Source organism: Sphingobium sp. DC-2, from assembly GCF_000722555.1.
GTDB classification, from domain to species: Bacteria; Pseudomonadota; Alphaproteobacteria; order Sphingomonadales; family Sphingomonadaceae; genus Sphingobium; species Sphingobium quisquiliarum.
In genome coordinates this window covers 41505-60117 of sequence record NZ_JNAC01000067.1, presented here as the reverse complement: position 1 = coordinate 60117, position 18613 = coordinate 41505, and the positions used below count along the sequence as shown (strand labels likewise).

Genomic DNA, 18613 nt, shown 5'->3' with positions numbered 1-18613 from the left:
CAGCCAGGACAAAAGGCCCCGACCGGCGGATCAATCGGACCTTTCGCCCATTGCCGCCTGATGCAGGACGCGCTGCGGATAGGGGATGGTGACGCCATTTTCCCGGAACAGCAGCCACAGGCGATTGAGCACGTCGGACTTGACGTTGCCGACGCCGCTTTCGGGATCGCTGATCCACACCAATATGTCATGTTCGACGCGATTGTCGCCGAAGTTCGTCAGCCACACATTGGGCTTGGGATTGCGCAGCACGCGCGGGCTTTCCTGCGCGGCGCGCAACATCAACTGCTGGGCAAGCTGAAGATCGCTGTCAAAGCCGACCCCTACGGGGATGCGGATGCGGACATTGCGGTCGGAATAGGACCAGTTCTCCACCTCCTGCGTCATCAGATTTTCGTTGGGGATCAGATGTTCCTTGCCGTCGCGCGTGATCACGGACACGGCACGCACGCCGATCTTGTTCACCCAGCCAAAGCTTTCGCCCACGACGATGACATCCCCCGGCTTGATCGACCGGTCCATGAGCAGGATGATGCCCGCGATCAGGTTGCCGAAGGTCTTTTGGAGGCCGAATCCGACGGCAAGCCCCAGCGCGCCCGAAAAGACGGTGAAGGCGGTGAGGTCGATCCCCAGAAGGTCGATCCCGACGAAGAAGGCGACCACCACGGCGGCTATCGCGCCCAGCTTTTGCGCCAGCAGCTTCTGCGTGGCGTCCAGCCCCTTACTATGGGCGATGCTGCGTCCCACCACCCGGTTCGTGAGGCGCACCGCCGCGAACAGCGCGACGCAGATCGCCGCCATGCTGATCAGGCCGAGCAGGGTGACGCGCCGCGCGCCAAGATCTACGCCGATCTCGTCCAGCATGTCCCCGACAGGCGCAAAACCGCCGCTGCTGCCGGAGAGGACCATGACGAACAGCAGCACGGCCAGCGGGATGACGGCGGGATAGGGGATGGCGAGACTGCGCAATATATGCCGGGCGAGCAGCGCGATCGCCAGAGCGAGCGCTCCACCCAGGACCAGATGCGCCGGACCGCCCACGGGCCAGAGAGCGACGCAGATGGCAAGCAGACCGCTGGCGAGCACGTGGCGCAAGATAGGCCGCAGATGCCCGTCCAGCGCTTCCCGAAGCGAGGCGAAGCGGCGGCCGAGACGCGGCGCGGCGATGTGCGACAGGGCGTCGGCGGCCAGATAGACGAGGGCAGCGAGCGCTGCCGCCACCAGCGGATGGGCGATGGCTGGATCACCGGGCAGCAGCGCCAGCAGATCGGGTAGCTGTGGCGTCATCCGCGTGCCGCGCGAAAGCGGGCGAGGCCTTGTTCCAGATCGGCGATGAGGTCGGCCGGGTCCTCCAGTCCGATGTTCAGCCGCACTGCCGGGCCTTCCGCCTCCCACCGGGTGGCGGTGCGGTGACGCGCCGGATCGACCGGAAGGGCAAGGCTTTCAAAGCCGCCCCAGCTATAGCCAATGCCGAAATGGTCGAGGCCGTCGATCAGCGCGGCGCGGGCCTGCTCGTCTCCCCCCTCCAGAACGAAGCTGAAAAGGCCGCCGGAGCCGAAAAAGTCGCGCCGCCAGATGTCGTGCCCGGGGCAGGAGGGCAGGGCCGGGTGAAGCACGCGCGCGACACCGGACTGGCCCGACAGCCACTGGGCGACCGTCAGCGCGCTATCCCGATGCTGGTTGAGGCGCACCCCCAATGTCCGCAACCCGCGCGAGGCGAGCCATGCGTCGTCGGGGCTGGTCATCTGCCCGAACAGATAGGCGGACCGCTGGACGGCGGGGAACAGCGCTGGCGTTGCCGTGACGGAACCCATCATCACGTCGCTATGGCCGACAATATATTTGGTGCAGGCCAGTATCGAAATGTCCACGCCATGCGCCAGGGCAGGGAAGAAGATCGGCGTCGCCCATGTATTGTCCGCCAGGGTGACGATGCCCTTGTCCCGCGCCAGCGCGGTGATGGCTGGGATATCCTGCACTTCGAAGGTCAGGCTGCCTGGGCTTTCCAGAAATATGGCGCGGGTCGCGCCGGTCAGCAGGTCCGCTATGCCCGAACCCAGAGTGGGATCATAATAGACGGTGTCGATGCCCAGCGGCCGCAGCATCTGTTCGCAGAAATTGCGGGTCGGATCATAGGCGCTGTCGACCATCAGCAACTGATCCCCCGGCTTCAGGACCGCCATCAGCGCGCAGGCGATCGCCGCCACGCCGGAGGGAAAGAGCATGGTGCCTTCAGCGCCCGGTTCCATTTCGGTCAGCGCGTCGGCAAGGCTCCAAGCGGTGGGCGTGCCCTTGCGGCCGTAGAACAGCCGCTCATGCGTGCTCGTCCGCGCCGCCTGCCGCAGATGGGCGACGTCGTCATAGAGGATCGTCGAAGCGCGCCACACCGGCGGATTGACGATGCCGCCGGGCTGGCCAGGCATGCTGGTCCATTCGGCCCGGCGGCCCGCCTGCGCCAGTTTCGTCAGCGGCCGCCGCTGATCCTCGCCGCCTTCCTTGCCGCTCATGCCGGTCCAACCGCCTTGGGCGTGTCCGGGTCCATGCCCCATTCCGACCAACTGCCGTCATAAAGGGAGACGTCCGTCTTGCCGAGCAGTTCGAGGCCCGCCAGCAGGATCGCGGCCGTTACCCCGCTGCCGCAACTGGTGATGACAGGCCGGTCGAAATCGACGCCCGCATCCTGGAACAGGCGGCGCAACTCCTTGCCCGTCTTCATGCTGTTGTCGGGGAGGAAGAGGGTGGACGAGGGGATGTTGCGCGACCCCGGTATATGGCCGGATGCCATGCCGGGGCGCGGCTCCTTGTCCTCGCCTGAAAAGCGGGCGGCGCTGCGCGCGTCGATGACCTGCGCCGGTCCGCCGCGCAGATTGGCGAGCAGGTCGTCCTTGGTGTGCACCTGTCCTTCCGCGCGGCGAGCGATGGCGTTTCCGCGCGGGATGGTGGCCCAGCCGCTTTCGGTGGGCCTCCCTTCCGCCACCCATTTGGATAGGCCGCCGTCCAGGATCGCGGCGGATGCGCCGACGCCATAAAGGCGCATCATCCACCATGCGCGCGCCGCGCTGTGCGTCGGGCTGTTGTCATACACCACGATACGGTCGTCGCTGCCGATGCCCAGCGCGCGGCAACGTTCGGTCATGAAATCGTCGGAGGGCAGCATGCCGGGGCGGGGATCGTCCGCATCGCACAGCGTGGGCAGGTCGAGAAAGACCGCGCCAGGAATATGGGCTTGCTCGAATTCGGCACGGGCATCACGCGGGTCGCCCGGCAGGAACAGGCTGGCGTCCAGGATGCGCAGGCCGCCCTTGCCCAGTTCACCCGCCAGCCATTGGGTCGAAACCAATATATCCAAAGCCGCCTCTCTCTAGCTGCCGTTCCCTGCCTTTCTAGGAGCGGCCTCGAGCGGTGGGAAGGGGCTTCTCCCCTGCTGCCCTCAGCTTGCGAGGTTGAGCGTGGTCGCGCGGCTTCCGGGCATGCGGTACTGGCGCGGGCCAAGGTCCGTGCGGAAGGGGGACAGCCGCTCGGCAGGCGGCGACTTTTCCTGCCCGATGATGAAGGCCTGACCCGTGCGGCCGATCCCTGCATCGCCCTGATCACGGGTCCAGCGATATTGCGCGTCGAATGCCGCCACCGGAATAAGCAGCGTGCGTCCTTCCATCTGGACCGGCCTGATCTGGTCGGGCAGCAGGCGCAGTTCGCCTTTCAGCCTGTGGCTTTCCCCCGGCGCGATGGAGACAACGGAATGGGTGGGAAGCCCGGCCGTCCCTGCGAAAAATTGCTGGAACGACGCCTGCTGATCGCTGTCCGCATTGGCGATGAGGCTGCGGACCAGAATGTCTTCGGCCGCGCGATCTCCGCGATTGTGCAGGGTCAGTTCATAGCCGATCGTCACGCCCATCAACGACAGGCGCGCGCTGCGCACGTCCATCGACAGGTCGATCCAGGGGCGGGGCCCCGTCTGTGGCGGCGGCGCTGGGCGAGCTGCGGGCCGGGGAGATGGGACCGGCGGCGGCGGAGCGGCCGGAGGCGTACCCTCTGCCTCCTCGTCCGCCCCGGTTTCATTGGTCTCATCGGCAGCAGGCTGCTTGCGGCGAAGCAGCCACATTGCCCCGATCGCCCCGAAGAGCAGCGCAAGCGCCGCGGCGATCCATGGCCAGTAGGAAGTCTCCTGCTGCTGCTCCGGCGCGGGCTGCACCGGCGTTACCGGCGCTGTCGTTTCTGGCTCCGGCGCGGCGGCTGGGGGCGAAGGGGTAGAAGGCTGCGTTTCCTCCGGCACATTCTCCTGCACAGGCGGCGTCTGGCTTGGCGCGGGCTGAGGAGTGGGCCGGGCGGCTGGCCGCTGCGGCTCGGTGGGGGACGGAGCCTCCCTAGACGGCTGCGGCGCCGCGATGATGGGAGGCGGCGGCGTGATCGTGGGCACGGGGACCGGCGGCGGTGCGGGCTGAACCGGCGCGCCGCGATAGACGTCGAGTTCCGGACCCTGCCGGTTGGGGTCTGACTGCGGCTGTCCCGCACGGGGCAGGTTGAAAACCGGGCTGGCGGCATTGTCCTGCTGTTGCTGCGCCAAGGCAGGGGCCGCCATCAGCAGCGGCAGGGCGATGATCGAGGCGGAGCGCAAAGCCATGGTGCGCAGCCAAGGCAATGCAGCCGATGAACGGGAAATGAACGTCCGGGCAGGGTGGCGAAACGATGACATTATGCGTGCAATGGCGTAGATGGCCGGACATGACTGACACGCCCAACCTATCCAAACCGATCCATCTTGGCCAGACCAGCGCACTACCTACAACCCCTGAAGAGGCGGTGCTGGACTATGTGCCCAATCCCCGTCCCCGAAAGCCCTATCTGGTACGCTTCACCGCGCCGGAATTTACGTCGCTGTGCCCCGTCACCGGCCAGCCCGATTTCGCCCATCTGGTGATCGACTATGCGCCCGCCGCAACGATCGTCGAATCGAAGTCCCTCAAGCTGTTCCTGGGGTCGTTCCGCAACCATGCCGCCTTTCATGAGGATTGCACGGTCGGCATTGGCGAGCGTCTGTTCACCGAAATGCAGCCGCTCTGGCTGCGCATCGGCGGATATTGGTATCCGCGCGGCGGCATTCCCATCGATGTCTTCTGGCAGTCGGGCGAACCGCCTGCGGGCCTGTGGCTCCCGCCGCAGGATGTGCCGGGCTATCGCGGGCGGGGCTGATGCTCCCGCGCAGCTCTGTTTGACAAACGAACAATAAGGTTCGACCAACGACATCGTGGGCGAACCACTGCGCTTGACCGGCGTGGCGAAAGGTTCGATCCCGCAACTATCCTGGCGCTGCGCCGTTCTGGCCGCGCTGTTCCAACGTGTCGGAGTTGCGAACCTGATGTCCTTTGCCAAAATCCTTCCGCTGTTGCTTGCGGCCGCGCCACTCGCCCTTGCCCAGCCCGCCCTCGCGCAAACGCCTGCGGGGCCAGCGCCCGGTATCACGACCCAGCTGCCGCGTGGCGCCGCGCCCAGCCATTATGCCATCACCGTCACGCCGGACGCTCCCAACTTGAAGTTCGGCGGCAAGGTGACGATTGACCTGACGGTCACGCAGCCCATGCCCGCGCTGGTGCTGAACGCGGCCGACCTCGTTATCGGCGATGTCCGCCTTACCCCTGCGAAGGGTAAGCCCATCAAGGGAAGCGCCCGGATCAATGCCGATGCGCAGACGGTAAGTTTCGATTTCGGCAAGCCGGTCCAGCCCGGCAGCTATAAGCTCGACATCAGCTATGCGGGCGTCATCAACACCCAGGCGAACGGCCTGTTCGCGCTGGATTACACCGACAACCAAGGCAAGGCGAAGCGGGCGCTCTTCACACAGTTCGAAGCGCCCGACGCCCGCCGCTTCGTGCCCAGCTTCGACGAGCCGAGCTACAAGGCGACCTTCGACCTGACGGCGATCGTGCCGGCCGGCGAGCTGGCGGTCAGCAACATGCCGGTCAGGACGACGAAGGATCTGGGTGGTGGCAAGACGCAGGTGACCTTCGGCACCAGCCCCAAAATGTCATCCTACCTGCTGTTCTTCGGCCTGGGCGAGCTGGAACGCGCGACCAAGATGGCGGGCGCGACCGAAGTGGGCGTGATCACCGGCAAGGGCAATACGGGCAAGGCGCAACTGGCGCTCGACGCTTCTGCGGCGATCCTGCCCTGGTACAACGATTATTTCGGCGTGCCTTTCCCGCTGCCCAAGCTGGATAATGTCGCCGGGCCGGGGCAGAGCCAGTTCTTCTCCGCCATGGAAAATTGGGGCGCTATCTTCACTTTCGAACGGGCGCTGCTGGTCGATCCCCGCTTCACGTCGGAGGGGACGAAGCGGACCATTTACTCGATCGTGGCGCATGAAATGGCCCATCAATGGTTCGGCGATCTGGTCACCATGGCCTGGTGGGACGATCTGTGGCTGAACGAAGGCTTCGCCAGCTGGATGGCGACCAAGGTAACCGACAAGTTGCAACCCAGCTGGGAAATGCTGCTGACCCGCGTCGGCGGGCGGGAACGCGCCATGGCGCTGGACGCACTGGCGACCACGCACCCCGTCGTGCAGAAGATCCAGACCGTGGATCAGGTGAACCAGGCTTTCGACGATATCACTTATGAAAAGGGTGAAGCCGTCATCACCATGCTGGAAGGCTATGCAGGCGAAGACGTGTGGCGCAGCGGCATCCGCAGCTACATGAAGGCCCATGCCTACGGCAACACGGTGACCGACGATTTGTGGAAAGCCGTGGAGGGCGCGGGGGCCGCCGGGCTGGTGTCGATCGCCCATGACTTCACCACAAAGCCCGGCATCCCGCTGGTCAAGGTGGACAGCGCCCAGTGCCGGGGCGGCAACACCGTGCTGCAACTCAGCCAGGGCGAATTCAGCCGTGACCAGAAGGGCAAGGCGCCGCTCAGCTGGAACGTGCCGGTCAAGGCGCGGACGATCGGCGGGCAAGAGCAGCGGCTGATCCTGAAAGGACAGGGGCAGATGACGCTGCCCGGCTGCGGCGCTTATGTGATCAATGCGGGTCAGACCGGCTATTACCGCTCGCTCTATCCGCAGGAAAATGTCCGCGCTTTGGCGAAAGGCTTCACCCGCCTCGCCAGCATCGATCAAACCGGCCTTCTCGCGGACAATTTCCAACTGGGGCTGGGGGGATATCAGCCCATGGGGCTGGCGCTTGACCTGATCGATGCCGTCCCTGCCACGGCGAGCCCCGCGGTGCTCGCGGAGGTGCCGGACTATCTCACCAGCGCCTACACCATGCTGGAAAGCGACAAGGCCGCTCAGGCGAAGGTCGCGGCCTATGCTTCCGGGAAGCTGACGCCGGTGCTCGCCAGTATCGGCTATGACGCCAAGGCCGGGGAAGGGCCGCAGGTTCCGGTGCTGCGCTCCGCCCTCGTGTCAGCACTCGGCAGCATGGGCGATGCGGCCGTAGTGGGCGAGGCGCGGCGGCGCTTTGCCGCGCTTGGGGAAAATCCGGCGGCGCTCGACGGTCCGCTGCGCAATGTGTGGCTGCGGATCATCGCGGAAAATGCCGACGCGGCAAGCTGGGATCGGCTGCGCGCCATGGCGAACGGCGCGAAGACGGATCTGGAAAAGAGCACCCTCTTCGCATTGCTCGGCGCTGCCAAGGATGAGGCCCTGGCGAACAAGGCGCTCGACCTTGCCCTTACCGACGAGCCGGGCAAGACCACCAGCGCGGCGATCATCTCACAGGTCGGGGGCGAACATCCAATGCTGGCGGTCGATTATGTGCTGGCACATCGTCAGCAATATGAGGCGATGATCGACGTGTCCGCACGGTCCCAGGCGATCGCGCGGCTGGGCGGCGGATCGGCCGATCCGGCGATGGTGACGAAGCTCGACGCCTATGCCACGCAGTATCTGACGCCCGAATCGCGCAAGGTCGTCGACCGGTCCATCTCCGCGATCAAGACGCGGATCGAGACGCGGGCAAGATTGAAGCCCGAATTGGTGGCATGGTTCGGCAGGAAATAGGACTATGGTGCTCCTGCTTCGGCAGGAGCACGTTCGTCAAAGCGGCAGCGACGCCTGCCGCTTGAGCCGGGCGTAAAGCGCACCCACAACCCCGGCGAAGATCAGCAGCGCCAACGGCACCGCCCAGGGATTTTCCGTCATCAGCGCCAGCGGTGCGTCGCTGTCCGTCGCGGCGACGATGCCCGCGAACGCGACGCCGAACAGGCTTTCCCCAACGATGAAGCCCGTCGCCATCAGCACGCCCATCCGTTCGGCGAAATCCGGGTCCGCCTGCCGCATCGCCCAGCGATTATAGGCATGGCCGATCGCAGCGCCGATCGGGATCAGCAGGGTCAGCGACATCGGCAGATAGATGCCCATGCCCACCGCAAGCGGCGGCAGGCGCAGCTTGCCCGCGCGGCCGAGCAACTCGTCCGCCAGCACGACGACAGCGCCGATCAGCGCGCCCGTGCCGATCAGGTTCCAGTCGAGATCGCCGCCCAGCACCCCCTTGGCCAGCGCGGAGATAAGCGCCGCCTGAGGCGCGGGGAGGGCGGTGGCCTTGGCTCCCGATGCGCCCGCAAAGCCGAAGGCGCTGTTGAGCAGGTCAAGCACTGGCGGGATCACGAGCGCGCCGAAGATCACGCCGAGCACCAGCGCCACCTGCTGCTTCCAAGGCGTCGCGCCCACGAGCTGACCGGTCTTCAGGTCCTGAAGATTGTCGTTGGAGATGGTGGCGATGCCAAAGACGATGGCCGTCACGAACAGGGCATAGGCGACCAGCGCCTGGGTTTGCGCCGGGTCGCCGCCCGAGCCATAGATCGCCGCCAGGATCAGGGACGCGCCCAGCACGGCCAGGATGCCGACGCCCGAAATCGGGCTGTTGGACGCGCCGATCAGCCCGGCCATATAGCCGCAGACCGACGCGATCACGATCCCCGCGACCAGGATATAGGCAAGGGTCAGGATCAGGATGGGAACGGGGTTGAGCGCGATCGGTCCTCCTTGCGCGAAGTACCAGAGCAGCACCGCGATCGGCGCCAGTGACGCTACGATCGTGCCGCCGACGATGCCGATCGGCAGGTCGCGCTCGGTCAGTTCCAGCAGCCCTGCATCCCCGGCCTTGCGTACCTTCGCCGCAGCCATGGCTGACCGGATGCCGCTGATGATCGGGCCCAGTATCTTGAGCAGCGTCCAGATCGCCGCCACGCCGATGGTGCCCGCTCCGATGAACCGCGCCTTGGTGCGGAAGGTGGTTCCGACCACTTCGGCAAGATCGGCTCCGGCAGGCAAAGGCGAGGTCAACCACGGCACCAGCCCCAACCAGCTGATCAGCAGGCCGACGAACATCGCGATGCCGACCGACAGGCCGACGAGATGACCGACGCCGATCAGCGCCATCGAAAAGCTGGTCGACAGCGATGTCGCGCCCGCGCCCAATTTGAGGAAGGTTGCGGCTTCCTCCGCGATCAGCTTCATCTTGGCGGCGACGGAAAAGGCTGCGGCGGCAAGCGCGCTCATGACGATGGCCGCCAGCCCGCGCTTGTTCTCCTCAAGCCCCTGGCGCGATCCCGCGCCGACTTTCAGCACCTCGGCGGCCGCCACTCCTTCGGGATAGGGCAGGTCCGATCCGGTCACGAGCGCCCGGCGCAGCGGCACCGAATACATGACGCCCAATATGCCGCCCAGCGCGATGGTGAAGACCGACAGCCAATAGGGGAAACCTTGCCACCAGCCGATGATCACGAGTCCGGGCAGCACGAAGATGATCGCCGACAATGTGCCCGCCGCCGACGCGATCGTCTGGACGATGTTGTTTTCCAGGATCGTGCCCGTCGCGAACAGGCGCAGCACCGCCATGGATATGACCGCCGCCGGGATCGAGGTAGCGAAAGTCAGGCCGATCTTGAGGCCCAGATAGACGTTCGCCGCGGTAAACAGCAAGGTGATGATCGCGCCGAGGATGACGCCTCGCAGGGTGAGTTCCGCCATGGGCGCGGCCTTGGTCGCATCAATCGTCACGGATCATTCCCTCTTCGTCCAGCCCTGCTTTGGTGAACGGTAATAATATTGCTTGTCCGTGGATCAATCGGAAAGTGATGAAAGTGCGCTGGCTGGCGCTTTCTGCGGTTCTTCCTTTATGAGCTGCTGTGGAAAGACCGCCCCAAGCCATGCCTGCACCAACCCGGTCCAGCGTTGATATCCGCGCGCATTCATGTGAAGCCCGTCTTTTCGGAACAGCGACGCGTCCGGCAGGCCATCGCTCGCAAGCAGGCTGCCGGCAACGTTCAGATAATCGAAGCCAGCAACGCGGCTGCGCGCCGCGACCGTCATGTTGACAGCCGCCATCTTGGGCCAGAGCGTCCAGCGGATCGGGCTCGGCTTGAGCGACAAATAGGCGATCCGCGCCGCAGGATAGTCGGTCCGCAGCCGCTTGAGCAGGCTCAGCACGTCACGCGCGACCGCGGCCGGGCTCGCGCCTCCCGCAAGGTCATTCTCTCCGACATAGACGAGGACCGCGCGTGGCTTCGCGCGGGGAAGGAGGCGCGGATAGTGGCGCAGGACATCCGCCGTCGTCGCGCCGCCAAAGCCGCGATTGATGATGCTGCGCCTGGGAAAGCTTGCGCCTATGTCCCACAAGCGGATGCTGGAACTGCCGAGGAACAGGATTGCGTCACGAAGGGCAGGCCCTGCCTCATCGGCTTTGGCGAAAGCCGCGATCTCATTGGAAAAGGGAAAGGCCGGATCGGCGTTGACGCGCGGTTCTTCTGCCGGTGCGGACGGTTTCGCCTCCCCTTGCGCCACCCCGGCGAGGACAAGCAGCGGCACAGCCGCCGCAAGGCGATATGCGTGCGCAGCGCGCGTCCGGCGGTTCTTAGTGACGATGCAGCGGCCGCAACTGATATTTGCCATTGGCGTAGGTGCCGAACATGCCCCCGATCGCGGGATGGTCGACCGGCTCGTCACTGTCGTCGGCAACCAGATTCTGCTGGCTCACATAAGCGACATAGCTGGTTTCGCCATTTTCGGCGAGCAGGTGATAGAAGGGCTGATGCTTGTCCGGGCGGGATTCTTCGGGAATTGCCTGATACCATTCCTCGCTATTGGCGAACACGGGATCGATGTCGAAAACAACGCCGCGAAAGCCGAAATGCCGGTGCTTGACGATATCGCCGATGCTGAAACGCGCATGGACGATGGGCGGGGCGATTACGTCGGCTCCGAAAAGGGGGTTCAGGTTGGTCATACCCGTAATTTAAGGCGCTGCCGCTCTGTTACAAGAAAAATACGGTCCGCGCCGCTTGGCAAGCGGATCATCATTCGCTAATGGCCGCCGCTCGACCGGGCTGGCAAGCGCTGGCCTTTCTGCGGAGAGGTGGCAGAGTGGTCGAATGCACCGCACTCGAAATGCGGCGTGCCGGCAACGGTACCGAGGGTTCGAATCCCTCCCTCTCCGCCACTTTGGAACCCCTCTGGGCACGCCAGCCACCGCCGATTGCCGCACTTGGCCAGCAATAAGCGTCCTTAGCAGCTCCGTCTTCGATCCCATGATGCGAATTGCGTCGTCGGCGACCTCGACACGCTGCGCCAGTGAGCGCAGATGATCCCGCCGATAGCCGCCCTCGCTGCCCCGGATGCGTTCGCGTGCGCGACGCGCAAATCCCCGGATCATGGTCGGGGTGATGGCGCTGTGGCCGGGGCTGTCGAGCAAGGCTTGCGCCCGGTCGGCGTCGGCCCTGGCCTGATCGCGGATGACCTTGAGGCCGGCGATGCGTTCCTTGAGCGCCGGGTCGTCAAGATCGGCGACGCCCGCCTCGATGGCGTCGTAGAGGCGCTTGAGGCGCAATTCCGATTCGGTCGCGCGCCGCTCCAGTTCGGCGATGTGGTGCCGGCGACGCTCGGCCTGATCGTCGCGACGGCCGAGCACGGTGCCAAGCAAGTCCTCCAGCCGGTCGGCATCGAGCAAGCGTTCCTCGATATGCCCGACCACCATTCGGTCGAGCTTATCCATCGGGATCGCGCGGCCCTTGCAGCCGGTTTCGCCCTGACGCGCCTTGATCGAGCACGCATAGTAGCGATAGCGGCCACCCTTGCCGGTGCGAATGGTCATCGCGCCTCCGCAATTGCCGCAATAGCAGATGCCGGTTAGCAGCGTCGGCCCGATCACGACGCGCGCGGGCAACTCGGTCTTGGGATTCCGGGCCTGCAAAAGCTTCTGCACCGCGTCGAACGTCTCCCGCTCGATAAGCGCCGGCACCTGAACGGTGATAACCTCGTCTTCGGGCTTCACCTCTCCCTTGTTGGAGCGGCGATTGAACCGATGCTCGCCGATATAGGTGCGCCGGGTCAGGATGCGGTGAACCTGACCGATGCCCCAGCGCCCGCCGTCGCGCGTGAAGATGCCCTTGCCATTGAGATACTTGACGATGGCCTTCACGCCCATCTGGCCGGATGAACCTTCACCCTCCAGCGCAAGGCGATAGATGAGCCGGATCGTCTCGGCGTGCAGCGGGTCGATTTCCAGCTTCTTCTTGACCTTCGCGCCGCGCTGCTCGGCCGCGACGACGCGGTAGCCGATGGGCGGCAGCGAGCCGTTCCAGAAGCCTTGCCGGGCGTTCTCCTTCAAGGCGCGCAGGACGTGCTTGGCGTTCTCCTTGGACTGGTATTCGTCGAATAGCGACATGATCCGCCGCATCATGTCGTGGATCGGATCATCGCCAAGCTCCTGCGTGATCGAAACCAGCTTCACGCCGTTCTTCGCCAGCTTGCGGTAATAGAACTCCATTTCAAATTCGTCGCGGAAGAAGCGTGAGAAGCTGTGAACCACGACGACATCGAACGATGCCGGCTTGGCGGTGGCAGCCTCTATCATCCGCTGGAACTCCGGGCGGCGGTCGTTGGTCGCGCTGTTGCCCGGCTCCACGAATGTTTCGACAAGCTGATAGCCGCGCGCCTCGCAATAGGCTTCGCCCTGGCGCTTCTGGTCGGGGATCGACACGTCATGCTCGGCCTGCCGAGTGGTGGAGACGCGCAGATAGAGGGCGGCGCGCAGCGTGACGTTGGGATTGTGGACGGTGGGACTATGGACGTTCATTGCCGGCCTCCTGCCGCCTTGCGCGGCCCTGCGCGCTCGGTCAGCGGCAGGTCTAGTTCTACTCGGTCGTGGATGACCCTGGGCGTGAGCTTGCGGCCTTCGCCCTTCTCCATGCGGACAAGGCCGTAACTGGCCATCCGTTTCAGAGTGCGGGACAGGTTGGACTTGGCCCGGCCGGTGATCTCGGCCAGTTCCTCCAGCGAACCCGGCGCTTGCTGGTCGATGACGCGCAGCAATTCGCGATTGCCCGCCGACAGCACCTTGGCGAAGGATTCCATGGATGTGAACCACACCTTCGGATCGCCGGGCGCGGGCTTTTCCTCGCCCTTGGCAATCCGCATGGTGCGGGCCTTCATTTCGTCGTAGCCGGCAATCCCGACTTTCAATGTGGTCATGTTACGCCTCGCTCCTTCAAAACCGCGTCCACCGCCTGCCAGAAGTCGGCCAGCAGCGTGGCCGCATCCTCGTAGGCGTAGGGCTTCACGGTCTGGAGGCGGTGCCGATGGTCCATCGGATCGCCGCGCCTGCCTCGGCCGACTGGATGGGCGTTGTCGAAGCCGACCAACCGTTCGCCCGAAGGCCCGTGAAGCGTGAGCGAGTAATCGAGGCCGTGCGGCTTCTCCGGCGATGCCGGAACGCGGGTGACGATGAACTTCACCCAATGGCCGCCCTCGGGATCGACAACGAGCACCTGGCCGTCGAGGTTCAGAAGCGTGTCGAGGTTCGGATCACGATCCTCGCTCATGGCTTTTTGTTATCAGATGAAGATAACTTAGTCAAGCCCGGCACGGTTGGAAGTGGGCCGAACATCTCGTCGAAGACATCGGCAAACCATCGCTCGAACACCTGAATCTCTGCCTCGGTGATCGGCACTTTCTCCGGCCAGTCGTCGATGACGGGCAGCTTCTCCACGTCGAAGGCATCGGGCGGGCTTCCGCGCGGCGGGCTGATGCGCGGCGCGGGATCGTCGTCATAGTCGTAAAGGTCATCGGGAAGCGTCTGCGGAGCCGGCTGTCGTGGGCGGCCCCTTTGGGTATGGCGGCGTCTCGCGCACATGGAATCCTCCGTGGTTCGTTGCTGGATTCCGGGTGGCTGGAAGCCCCGGAATTAGGCGAAGCATGGAGGGGGATCGGCGGCCTGTAGCGTGCCGCATTTGCGCTCACGCGCTGGCGGCACCCCTGCTGTCGGGTGCCGCCAACTAGGTTAGCTGGCCGCGCGGCGGGCCTTCTGAAACTCTCGATCCGTGGCGAGGAAGCGTTCCAGCATCGGCACAATTAGCTTTTCCGGCTCTATCGGCGGCTGTCCTGCCCCTGCCAACAAGCGTCCATAAAGTTGCAAATCTCGAAAGAGTGTCGCGGGCAATTCGCGTGACACCTTAACGGGCTTGTCGTCGGGCAACGTGCCGAGTTTCAGCTTGCTCATGGTCAACCTCTGTATGGTTCGAGCACAAGGTCGCGGGTGACGATCACGCGGACGGGGAAGCCCGGCCTGATCGTGAGCGTCGGCGCAACCTGCAACTGGCGGCGGATGATCTGCTGGCCGGCGTCGTTGATGGTGTCCTGCGCCCCGTCGCGGATGGCGCGCACAAGGCGGTCCTCGTCGCTGACGGCCAGCTCCGTGCCGACCGCAAGTAACGTCGAAAGGCCGGCGGCCTTCGCCAAATCCCACCAATGATAATCGACGCCATCCTCAAGACCGGCGTAGCCCTGGCTATCCGCGCCCGGCTGGCGCTCCAGAACGATAGAGCGGCCATTGGGGAGGATCAGCCGATTCCAGACGAGCAGCACACGGCGCTGGCCGAACTGAACGCTATTGTCATACTGCCCGATGATCCGCGTCCCCTGCGGGATCAGGAGCAGGCTGCCGGTCGGGCTGTCATAGATGTGCTGCGTCACCTGGGCGGTGATCTGGCCCGGAAGATCGGAACGGATGCCGGTGATGAGCGCGGCCGGGATCACGGCCCCGGCCTGGAGCACGAAGGGCGAGGCTGGAGCCATGACGCGATCCGACGACGTGGTGCGGCGATCGACGGGTGCATTGAGGAACGCAAGCTGCTTGTCCTGCGCGGTCTGCTGGCCGGGTTGCCCTGTCAAGCCGGCAAGGTCGAGGCCGGGAAGTCCCGGCGTGGTCGCGCCGCCCGGCGTTGCGGCCGGGCTGCCGGTGCGGGCCTCGGTCTGGAAGAACACGCGGCTGACGCGCGCGGCTTCTTCCTCGGCAAGCCGGCGTTCCTCGGCGCGATCCACGGGCGGCGTGGTGATCGTCGGCGGCACGACGGGCTGGCCCCTGTTCTGCGCATCCAAGATGGGTCTGCCGAGGTCGCCCGGCAGCGGCGGCCCCAGGACCGGGCCGGTATAGTCGCGCGGCAGGCCGGCAAGCCCATCGGCAGGCTGGCGGTTGTTGGTGGAAAACAGTTCTTCGCCGCCCGTGCCGCCGTCGCGGGTCTGGAGCGCGTAGATCAGCGCGCCGCCGACGCCGACCAGCGCGACGGCCGCCACGCTGGCGAGCACCTTGCGGGACAGGCGGGTGACGCGCGGGGCTTCCGCGCGAAGCCGCATCGGCGTGGCGGTATTGGTGTCATTCTCACTCATGACGATGGCCTCCCGTCTGTGCGGACAATCCTGACGGTCTGTTGGCGGTCGCCGCTGCCAAGGCGCAGCTCGGCCGCGCCGAACAGGCGGTCCACGATCAGGATGTGTTGATGGATGCGGCTGTTGACGATCTGCGCCTCGCCGTCCGCGCCGAGCACGAAGATCGGCGGCATTTCGCCTTGAACGATGCCGCGCGGAAACTCGACATAGACGCGCCTGCCGTCGTCATAGACGGCGACGGGCTTCCAAGCTGGATTGTCGCCTGTCAGTCCATAGCGATAGTTGCGCGCGGCGACGGCCGGGATGACCGGCGTGGCCGGCACCGCCTGCCGCTGCCCGGCCGGCTGCTGCGGATAGGCCCAAGCGACGGCGGGCATATAGGGCTTCTCGCCCGAGCGCAGCTCGAGCATGTAAACGCGCCGGTCGGTCGTCACGACAAGGTTCGTGGTGATGTCCGGCCGGCTTGGCTTCACGAGGATATGGACTCGGCGCGTGACGCCCGAACCGGATTCCGTATCGCCGATAATCCAGCGTGCCGTGTCGCCGGCCGCTATCGGCCCTGCGCCGGTCAGGCTTTCGCCTGGCTCCAGGGCGATGTTCGTGATCTGGCCCGGCGCGGCATAGACCTGATAGAGCGCGCCGTCGCTCCACGGGTAAATCTGGATGGAGTTGTAATAGCCCTCGCGGCGCGGCTGCACGCGGGCGGCGGCATTGGCGTTCTCGACGCGCGCGGTCGGTGTGCCGGCGGCGGTGCCGCCGCGTGCGACGGTCCAGGCGGGCGGGATATGGATCGGCCGCGGCCGGTCGTCGGTGACGGCCGCGGGGACGGCCGGCAACGGCGGCACGCTCGCATCGTAGCTGATCTGCGGCGGTTTGTAGGTCGCGCAGCCGGCAAGCATGGTTGCGGAAAGCAGGACGGCGGGAATCGCCGGGGTGCGGATGATCGTCCTCATTGGCTCATCTCCCGCGACCACGAAATTGCATTGACGTAGATTCCCAACGGATTGGCGCGCAGCCGTTCGGTATCGCGCGGCGGCTGGATTGCGATGGTCAGGATCGCGGTCCATCGCTCGGTTGTTGAAAGCTGGCCGGATTCGTAGTGGCGTTCGGTCCAAGCGACGCGGAAGCTATCCGGCGAGGCGCGGATGACGCTCGACACCTCGACCGCGACTTGTTGCTTTCCGACCTTGGTGAAGGGGTCGTTGGCGCGCGCATAGTCGTTGAGCGCCGCCGCGCCCCTGTCAGTCGTCCACTCGTATGCGCGTAGCCAGTTCTGGCGGACGATGATGGGATCGGCGGGGATACTCCTGACCTGTTCGATAAAGCGCCCCAGGTGCCATGCCACTTGCGGATCGGTCGGGCGGAAGTCGGCTGTGGCGGGCGCGACGGCCTGCGCCTGGCCGAGCCGATCAACTTGGACTACCCAGGGCACGACGGTCCCGCGCGCCGATTGCCAGACAAGCGCGGCGGCGAAGCCGGCCGAAAGGATCAGGCTGCCGAACGCCATGTAGCGCCAGTTCTTCGCCTGCACGCGGGCCGAGCCTATGCGCTCATCCCAAACCTGCGCGGCGCGCTGATAAGGCGTTTCGGGTTGTGGGGTCTTGCCGTAATGCACGGCGGGTCGCTTGAAGATGCTCATGTGCGGTCGCTTTCAGAGAGGTTGACGGAAGAACCAGAGGCGTGGCTGTCGCCAGAGCGGACGGCGTGCGCGGCCGTCTGGACGGCATGGCCGGTGTGGCCGGATTGGCGCATCCGCTGCGCCCAACCGGGCGATGTGCCAGCGGCCGGCGCGGATGCGGACGTGCTGCCGGCCGATCCCATGGAGGATGTGCCGCCGGTCGCGCCGAACCCGGCTTTCACGCCATCGGAAAAGCTGGATTTGACGCTTGCCGCCGCCCGGCGCAGCGGCGATGTGGCTGTGCTGCCTACGGCGCGCGCCACGCCGCCCAGGCCGGACGCCACGCCCGCCGCGCCGGACTGGCCGAGCGAGCCAAGGCTATAGGCGGCGGATGCAGCGCCGGCTGCGGTCGCGCCTCCGCGCACGGCGGCAGCGCCTCCCTTTGCGGCAAGCCCGGCTGCACCGCCTGCGGCTAGCGCCGCGCCACCAACGGCAAGGCCGGTGCCGACCGCCGCGCCCGCGCCGAGCTGCGGGCCGCCGCTAACAAGGCCGGAAGCGATGCCGGGGCCGAAGATGCCCAGCCCGACGAGCGAAAGCGCCGCGAGCACGATGGCCATGGCGTCGTCGATGCTAGGAGTCTGGCCGCCGAAGCCTTGCGTGAATTGCGAAAACAGCGTCGAGCCGATGCCGACGATGACGGCGAGCACCAGCACTTTGATGCCGCTGGAAATCACATTGCCAAGCACGCGCTCGGCCATGAAGGCGGTCTTGCCGAACAGGCCGAACGGGATCAGCACGAAGCCTGCCAACGTGCTCAATTTGAACTCGATCAGCGTCACGAAAAGCTGGATCGCCAAAATGAAGAAGGCGAGGATGACGAGCGCCCAGGCGAACAGCAGGCACGCGATCTGAATGAAGTTCTCGAAGAACGCGATCCAGCCCATCAAGTCGGAAATGGAATCGAGCAGCGGACGCGCTGCGTCGAGGCCGGTTTGCGCCACCTTGCCGGGCCGCATCAAATCCTGCGCGGTGAAGCCCGTGCCGGATGCTTTCAGGCCCAGGCCGGCGAAACTGTCGAAGACGATCTTCGCGAGGTTGTTCCAGTTGCCGATAAGATAGGCGAAGACGCCGACGAACAGCGTCTTCTTCACCAGCCGCGCAATGATGTCGTCGTCTGCGCTCCAGCTCCAGAACAGCGCTGCGAGCGTCACGTCGATGACGATGAGCGTGGTGGCGATGAACGCCACCTCGCCACCCAACAGGCCGAAGCCGGAGTCGATGTATTGCGTGAACGTGCCGAGAAAATTGTCGATGACGCCTGCGCCGCCCATGCG

General features: G+C 65.5%; 18 protein-coding genes, 1 tRNA gene and 1 pseudogene. 4 read left to right on the top strand and 16 right to left on the bottom strand.

All coding sequences use genetic code 11. The annotated features are described in order from the left end of the window. Window positions 1–30: 30 nt before the first annotated feature. From ET21_RS0115235 to ET21_RS0115220, 4 genes are all read right to left on the bottom strand, one after another. Complete coding sequence (locus ET21_RS0115235; RefSeq protein WP_030540356.1) at window positions 31–1287, bottom strand: mechanosensitive ion channel family protein; 1257 nt, start codon at window positions 1285–1287, stop codon at window positions 31–33. Continuing rightward, window positions 1284–2507, bottom strand: coding sequence for a cystathionine beta-lyase (gene metC, locus ET21_RS0115230; RefSeq protein ID WP_030540355.1), 1224 nt, complete (start codon window positions 2505–2507; stop codon window positions 1284–1286). The genes ET21_RS0115235 and metC overlap by 4 nt, the downstream gene beginning before the upstream one ends. Further along, on the bottom strand, window positions 2504–3349 hold the full coding sequence (gene sseA, locus ET21_RS0115225; RefSeq protein ID WP_030540354.1) for a 3-mercaptopyruvate sulfurtransferase: 846 nt from the start codon (window positions 3347–3349) through the stop codon (window positions 2504–2506). The genes metC and sseA overlap by 4 nt, the downstream gene beginning before the upstream one ends. Window positions 3350–3430: 81 nt before the next feature. Then, window positions 3431–4621: a hypothetical protein gene (locus tag ET21_RS0115220; RefSeq protein WP_030540353.1), complete on the bottom strand. Its 1191-nt coding sequence runs from the start codon at window positions 4619–4621 to the stop codon at window positions 3431–3433. A 101-nt stretch (window positions 4622–4722) separates the two neighbouring features. Between ET21_RS0115220 and queF the strand changes: the two genes are divergently transcribed. Beyond that, window positions 4723–5190 carry a preQ(1) synthase gene (gene queF / locus ET21_RS0115215; protein ID WP_030540352.1) on the top strand — a complete coding sequence of 156 codons (468 nt, stop codon included), beginning with the start codon at window positions 4723–4725 and terminating at the stop codon, window positions 5188–5190. A 166-nt stretch (window positions 5191–5356) separates the two neighbouring features. Beyond that, the gene (locus ET21_RS0115210) at window positions 5357–7999 is read left to right on the top strand and encodes a M1 family metallopeptidase (protein WP_030540351.1); all 2643 of its coding nucleotides are present in this window, start codon (window positions 5357–5359) and stop codon (window positions 7997–7999) included. 36 nt (window positions 8000–8035) lie between these two features. Here the strand turns inward: ET21_RS0115210 and ET21_RS0115205 are convergent, their stop codons facing one another. The 3 genes from ET21_RS0115205 to hspQ form a co-directional block, all read right to left on the bottom strand. Further along, complete coding sequence (locus ET21_RS0115205; RefSeq protein ID WP_030540350.1) at window positions 8036–9970, bottom strand: OPT family oligopeptide transporter; 1935 nt, start codon at window positions 9968–9970, stop codon at window positions 8036–8038. 93 nt (window positions 9971–10063) lie between these two features. Next, window positions 10064–10807 (bottom strand): GDSL-type esterase/lipase family protein, encoded by a 744-nt coding sequence (locus ET21_RS0115200; RefSeq protein WP_237751577.1) that lies wholly within the window; start codon window positions 10805–10807, stop codon window positions 10064–10066. A 46-nt stretch (window positions 10808–10853) separates the two neighbouring features. Next, complete coding sequence (gene hspQ, locus ET21_RS0115195) at window positions 10854–11225, bottom strand: heat shock protein HspQ (protein WP_021236796.1); 372 nt, start codon at window positions 11223–11225, stop codon at window positions 10854–10856. A 123-nt stretch (window positions 11226–11348) separates the two neighbouring features. Here hspQ and ET21_RS0115190 point away from each other — a divergent pair. Both ET21_RS0115190 and ET21_RS28560 read left to right on the top strand, forming a co-directional pair. Further along, window positions 11349–11438 (top strand) — tRNA-Ser (locus ET21_RS0115190). Between the two features lie 141 nt (window positions 11439–11579). Continuing rightward, window positions 11580–12128 (top strand): hypothetical protein, encoded by a 549-nt coding sequence (locus ET21_RS28560; protein ID WP_030540348.1) that lies wholly within the window; start codon window positions 11580–11582, stop codon window positions 12126–12128. Here the strand turns inward: ET21_RS28560 and ET21_RS28555 are convergent. The 9 genes and pseudogenes from ET21_RS28555 to trbL all read right to left on the bottom strand — a co-directional run. Beyond that, window positions 12015–13073, bottom strand: a pseudogene (locus ET21_RS28555) (recombinase family protein); the annotation flags it as partial. The gene ET21_RS28560 and the pseudogene ET21_RS28555 sit on opposite strands and share 114 nt — an antisense overlap. Continuing rightward, entirely contained in the window at window positions 13070–13468 is a 399-nt protein-coding gene (locus ET21_RS0115165; protein ID WP_030540347.1) for a winged helix DNA-binding protein, read from the bottom strand. The pseudogene ET21_RS28555 and the gene ET21_RS0115165, both read right to left, overlap by 4 nt. Continuing rightward, window positions 13465–13818, bottom strand: a complete 354-nt coding sequence (locus ET21_RS0115160) for a DUF6516 family protein (RefSeq protein WP_030540346.1) — start codon at window positions 13816–13818, stop codon at window positions 13465–13467. Before ET21_RS0115160 ends, ET21_RS0115165 begins: the two co-directional genes overlap by 4 nt. Then, entirely contained in the window at window positions 13815–14129 is a 315-nt protein-coding gene (locus ET21_RS0115155; protein WP_030540345.1) for a hypothetical protein, read from the bottom strand. Before ET21_RS0115155 ends, ET21_RS0115160 begins: the two co-directional genes overlap by 4 nt. 147 nt (window positions 14130–14276) lie before the next feature. Continuing rightward, a complete protein-coding gene (locus ET21_RS0115150; RefSeq protein WP_030540344.1) occupies window positions 14277–14495 on the bottom strand; it encodes a DUF2274 domain-containing protein in 219 nt (72 codons plus the stop codon). Between the two features lie 2 nt (window positions 14496–14497). Then, a complete protein-coding gene (locus ET21_RS0115145) occupies window positions 14498–15661 on the bottom strand; it encodes a TrbI/VirB10 family protein (RefSeq protein WP_030540343.1) in 1164 nt (387 codons plus the stop codon). Further along, on the bottom strand, window positions 15658–16614 hold the full coding sequence (gene trbG / locus ET21_RS0115140) for a P-type conjugative transfer protein TrbG (protein WP_030540342.1): 957 nt from the start codon (window positions 16612–16614) through the stop codon (window positions 15658–15660). The genes ET21_RS0115145 and trbG overlap by 4 nt, the downstream gene beginning before the upstream one ends. Continuing rightward, window positions 16611–17300 (bottom strand): conjugal transfer protein TrbF, encoded by a 690-nt coding sequence (trbF, locus tag ET21_RS0115135; RefSeq protein WP_030540341.1) that lies wholly within the window; start codon window positions 17298–17300, stop codon window positions 16611–16613. The genes trbG and trbF overlap by 4 nt, the downstream gene beginning before the upstream one ends. Beyond that, window positions 17297–18610: a P-type conjugative transfer protein TrbL gene (gene trbL, locus ET21_RS0115130; RefSeq protein WP_030540340.1), complete on the bottom strand. Its 1314-nt coding sequence runs from the start codon at window positions 18608–18610 to the stop codon at window positions 17297–17299. Before trbL ends, trbF begins: the two co-directional genes overlap by 4 nt. Window positions 18611–18613: the final 3 nt, after the last annotated feature.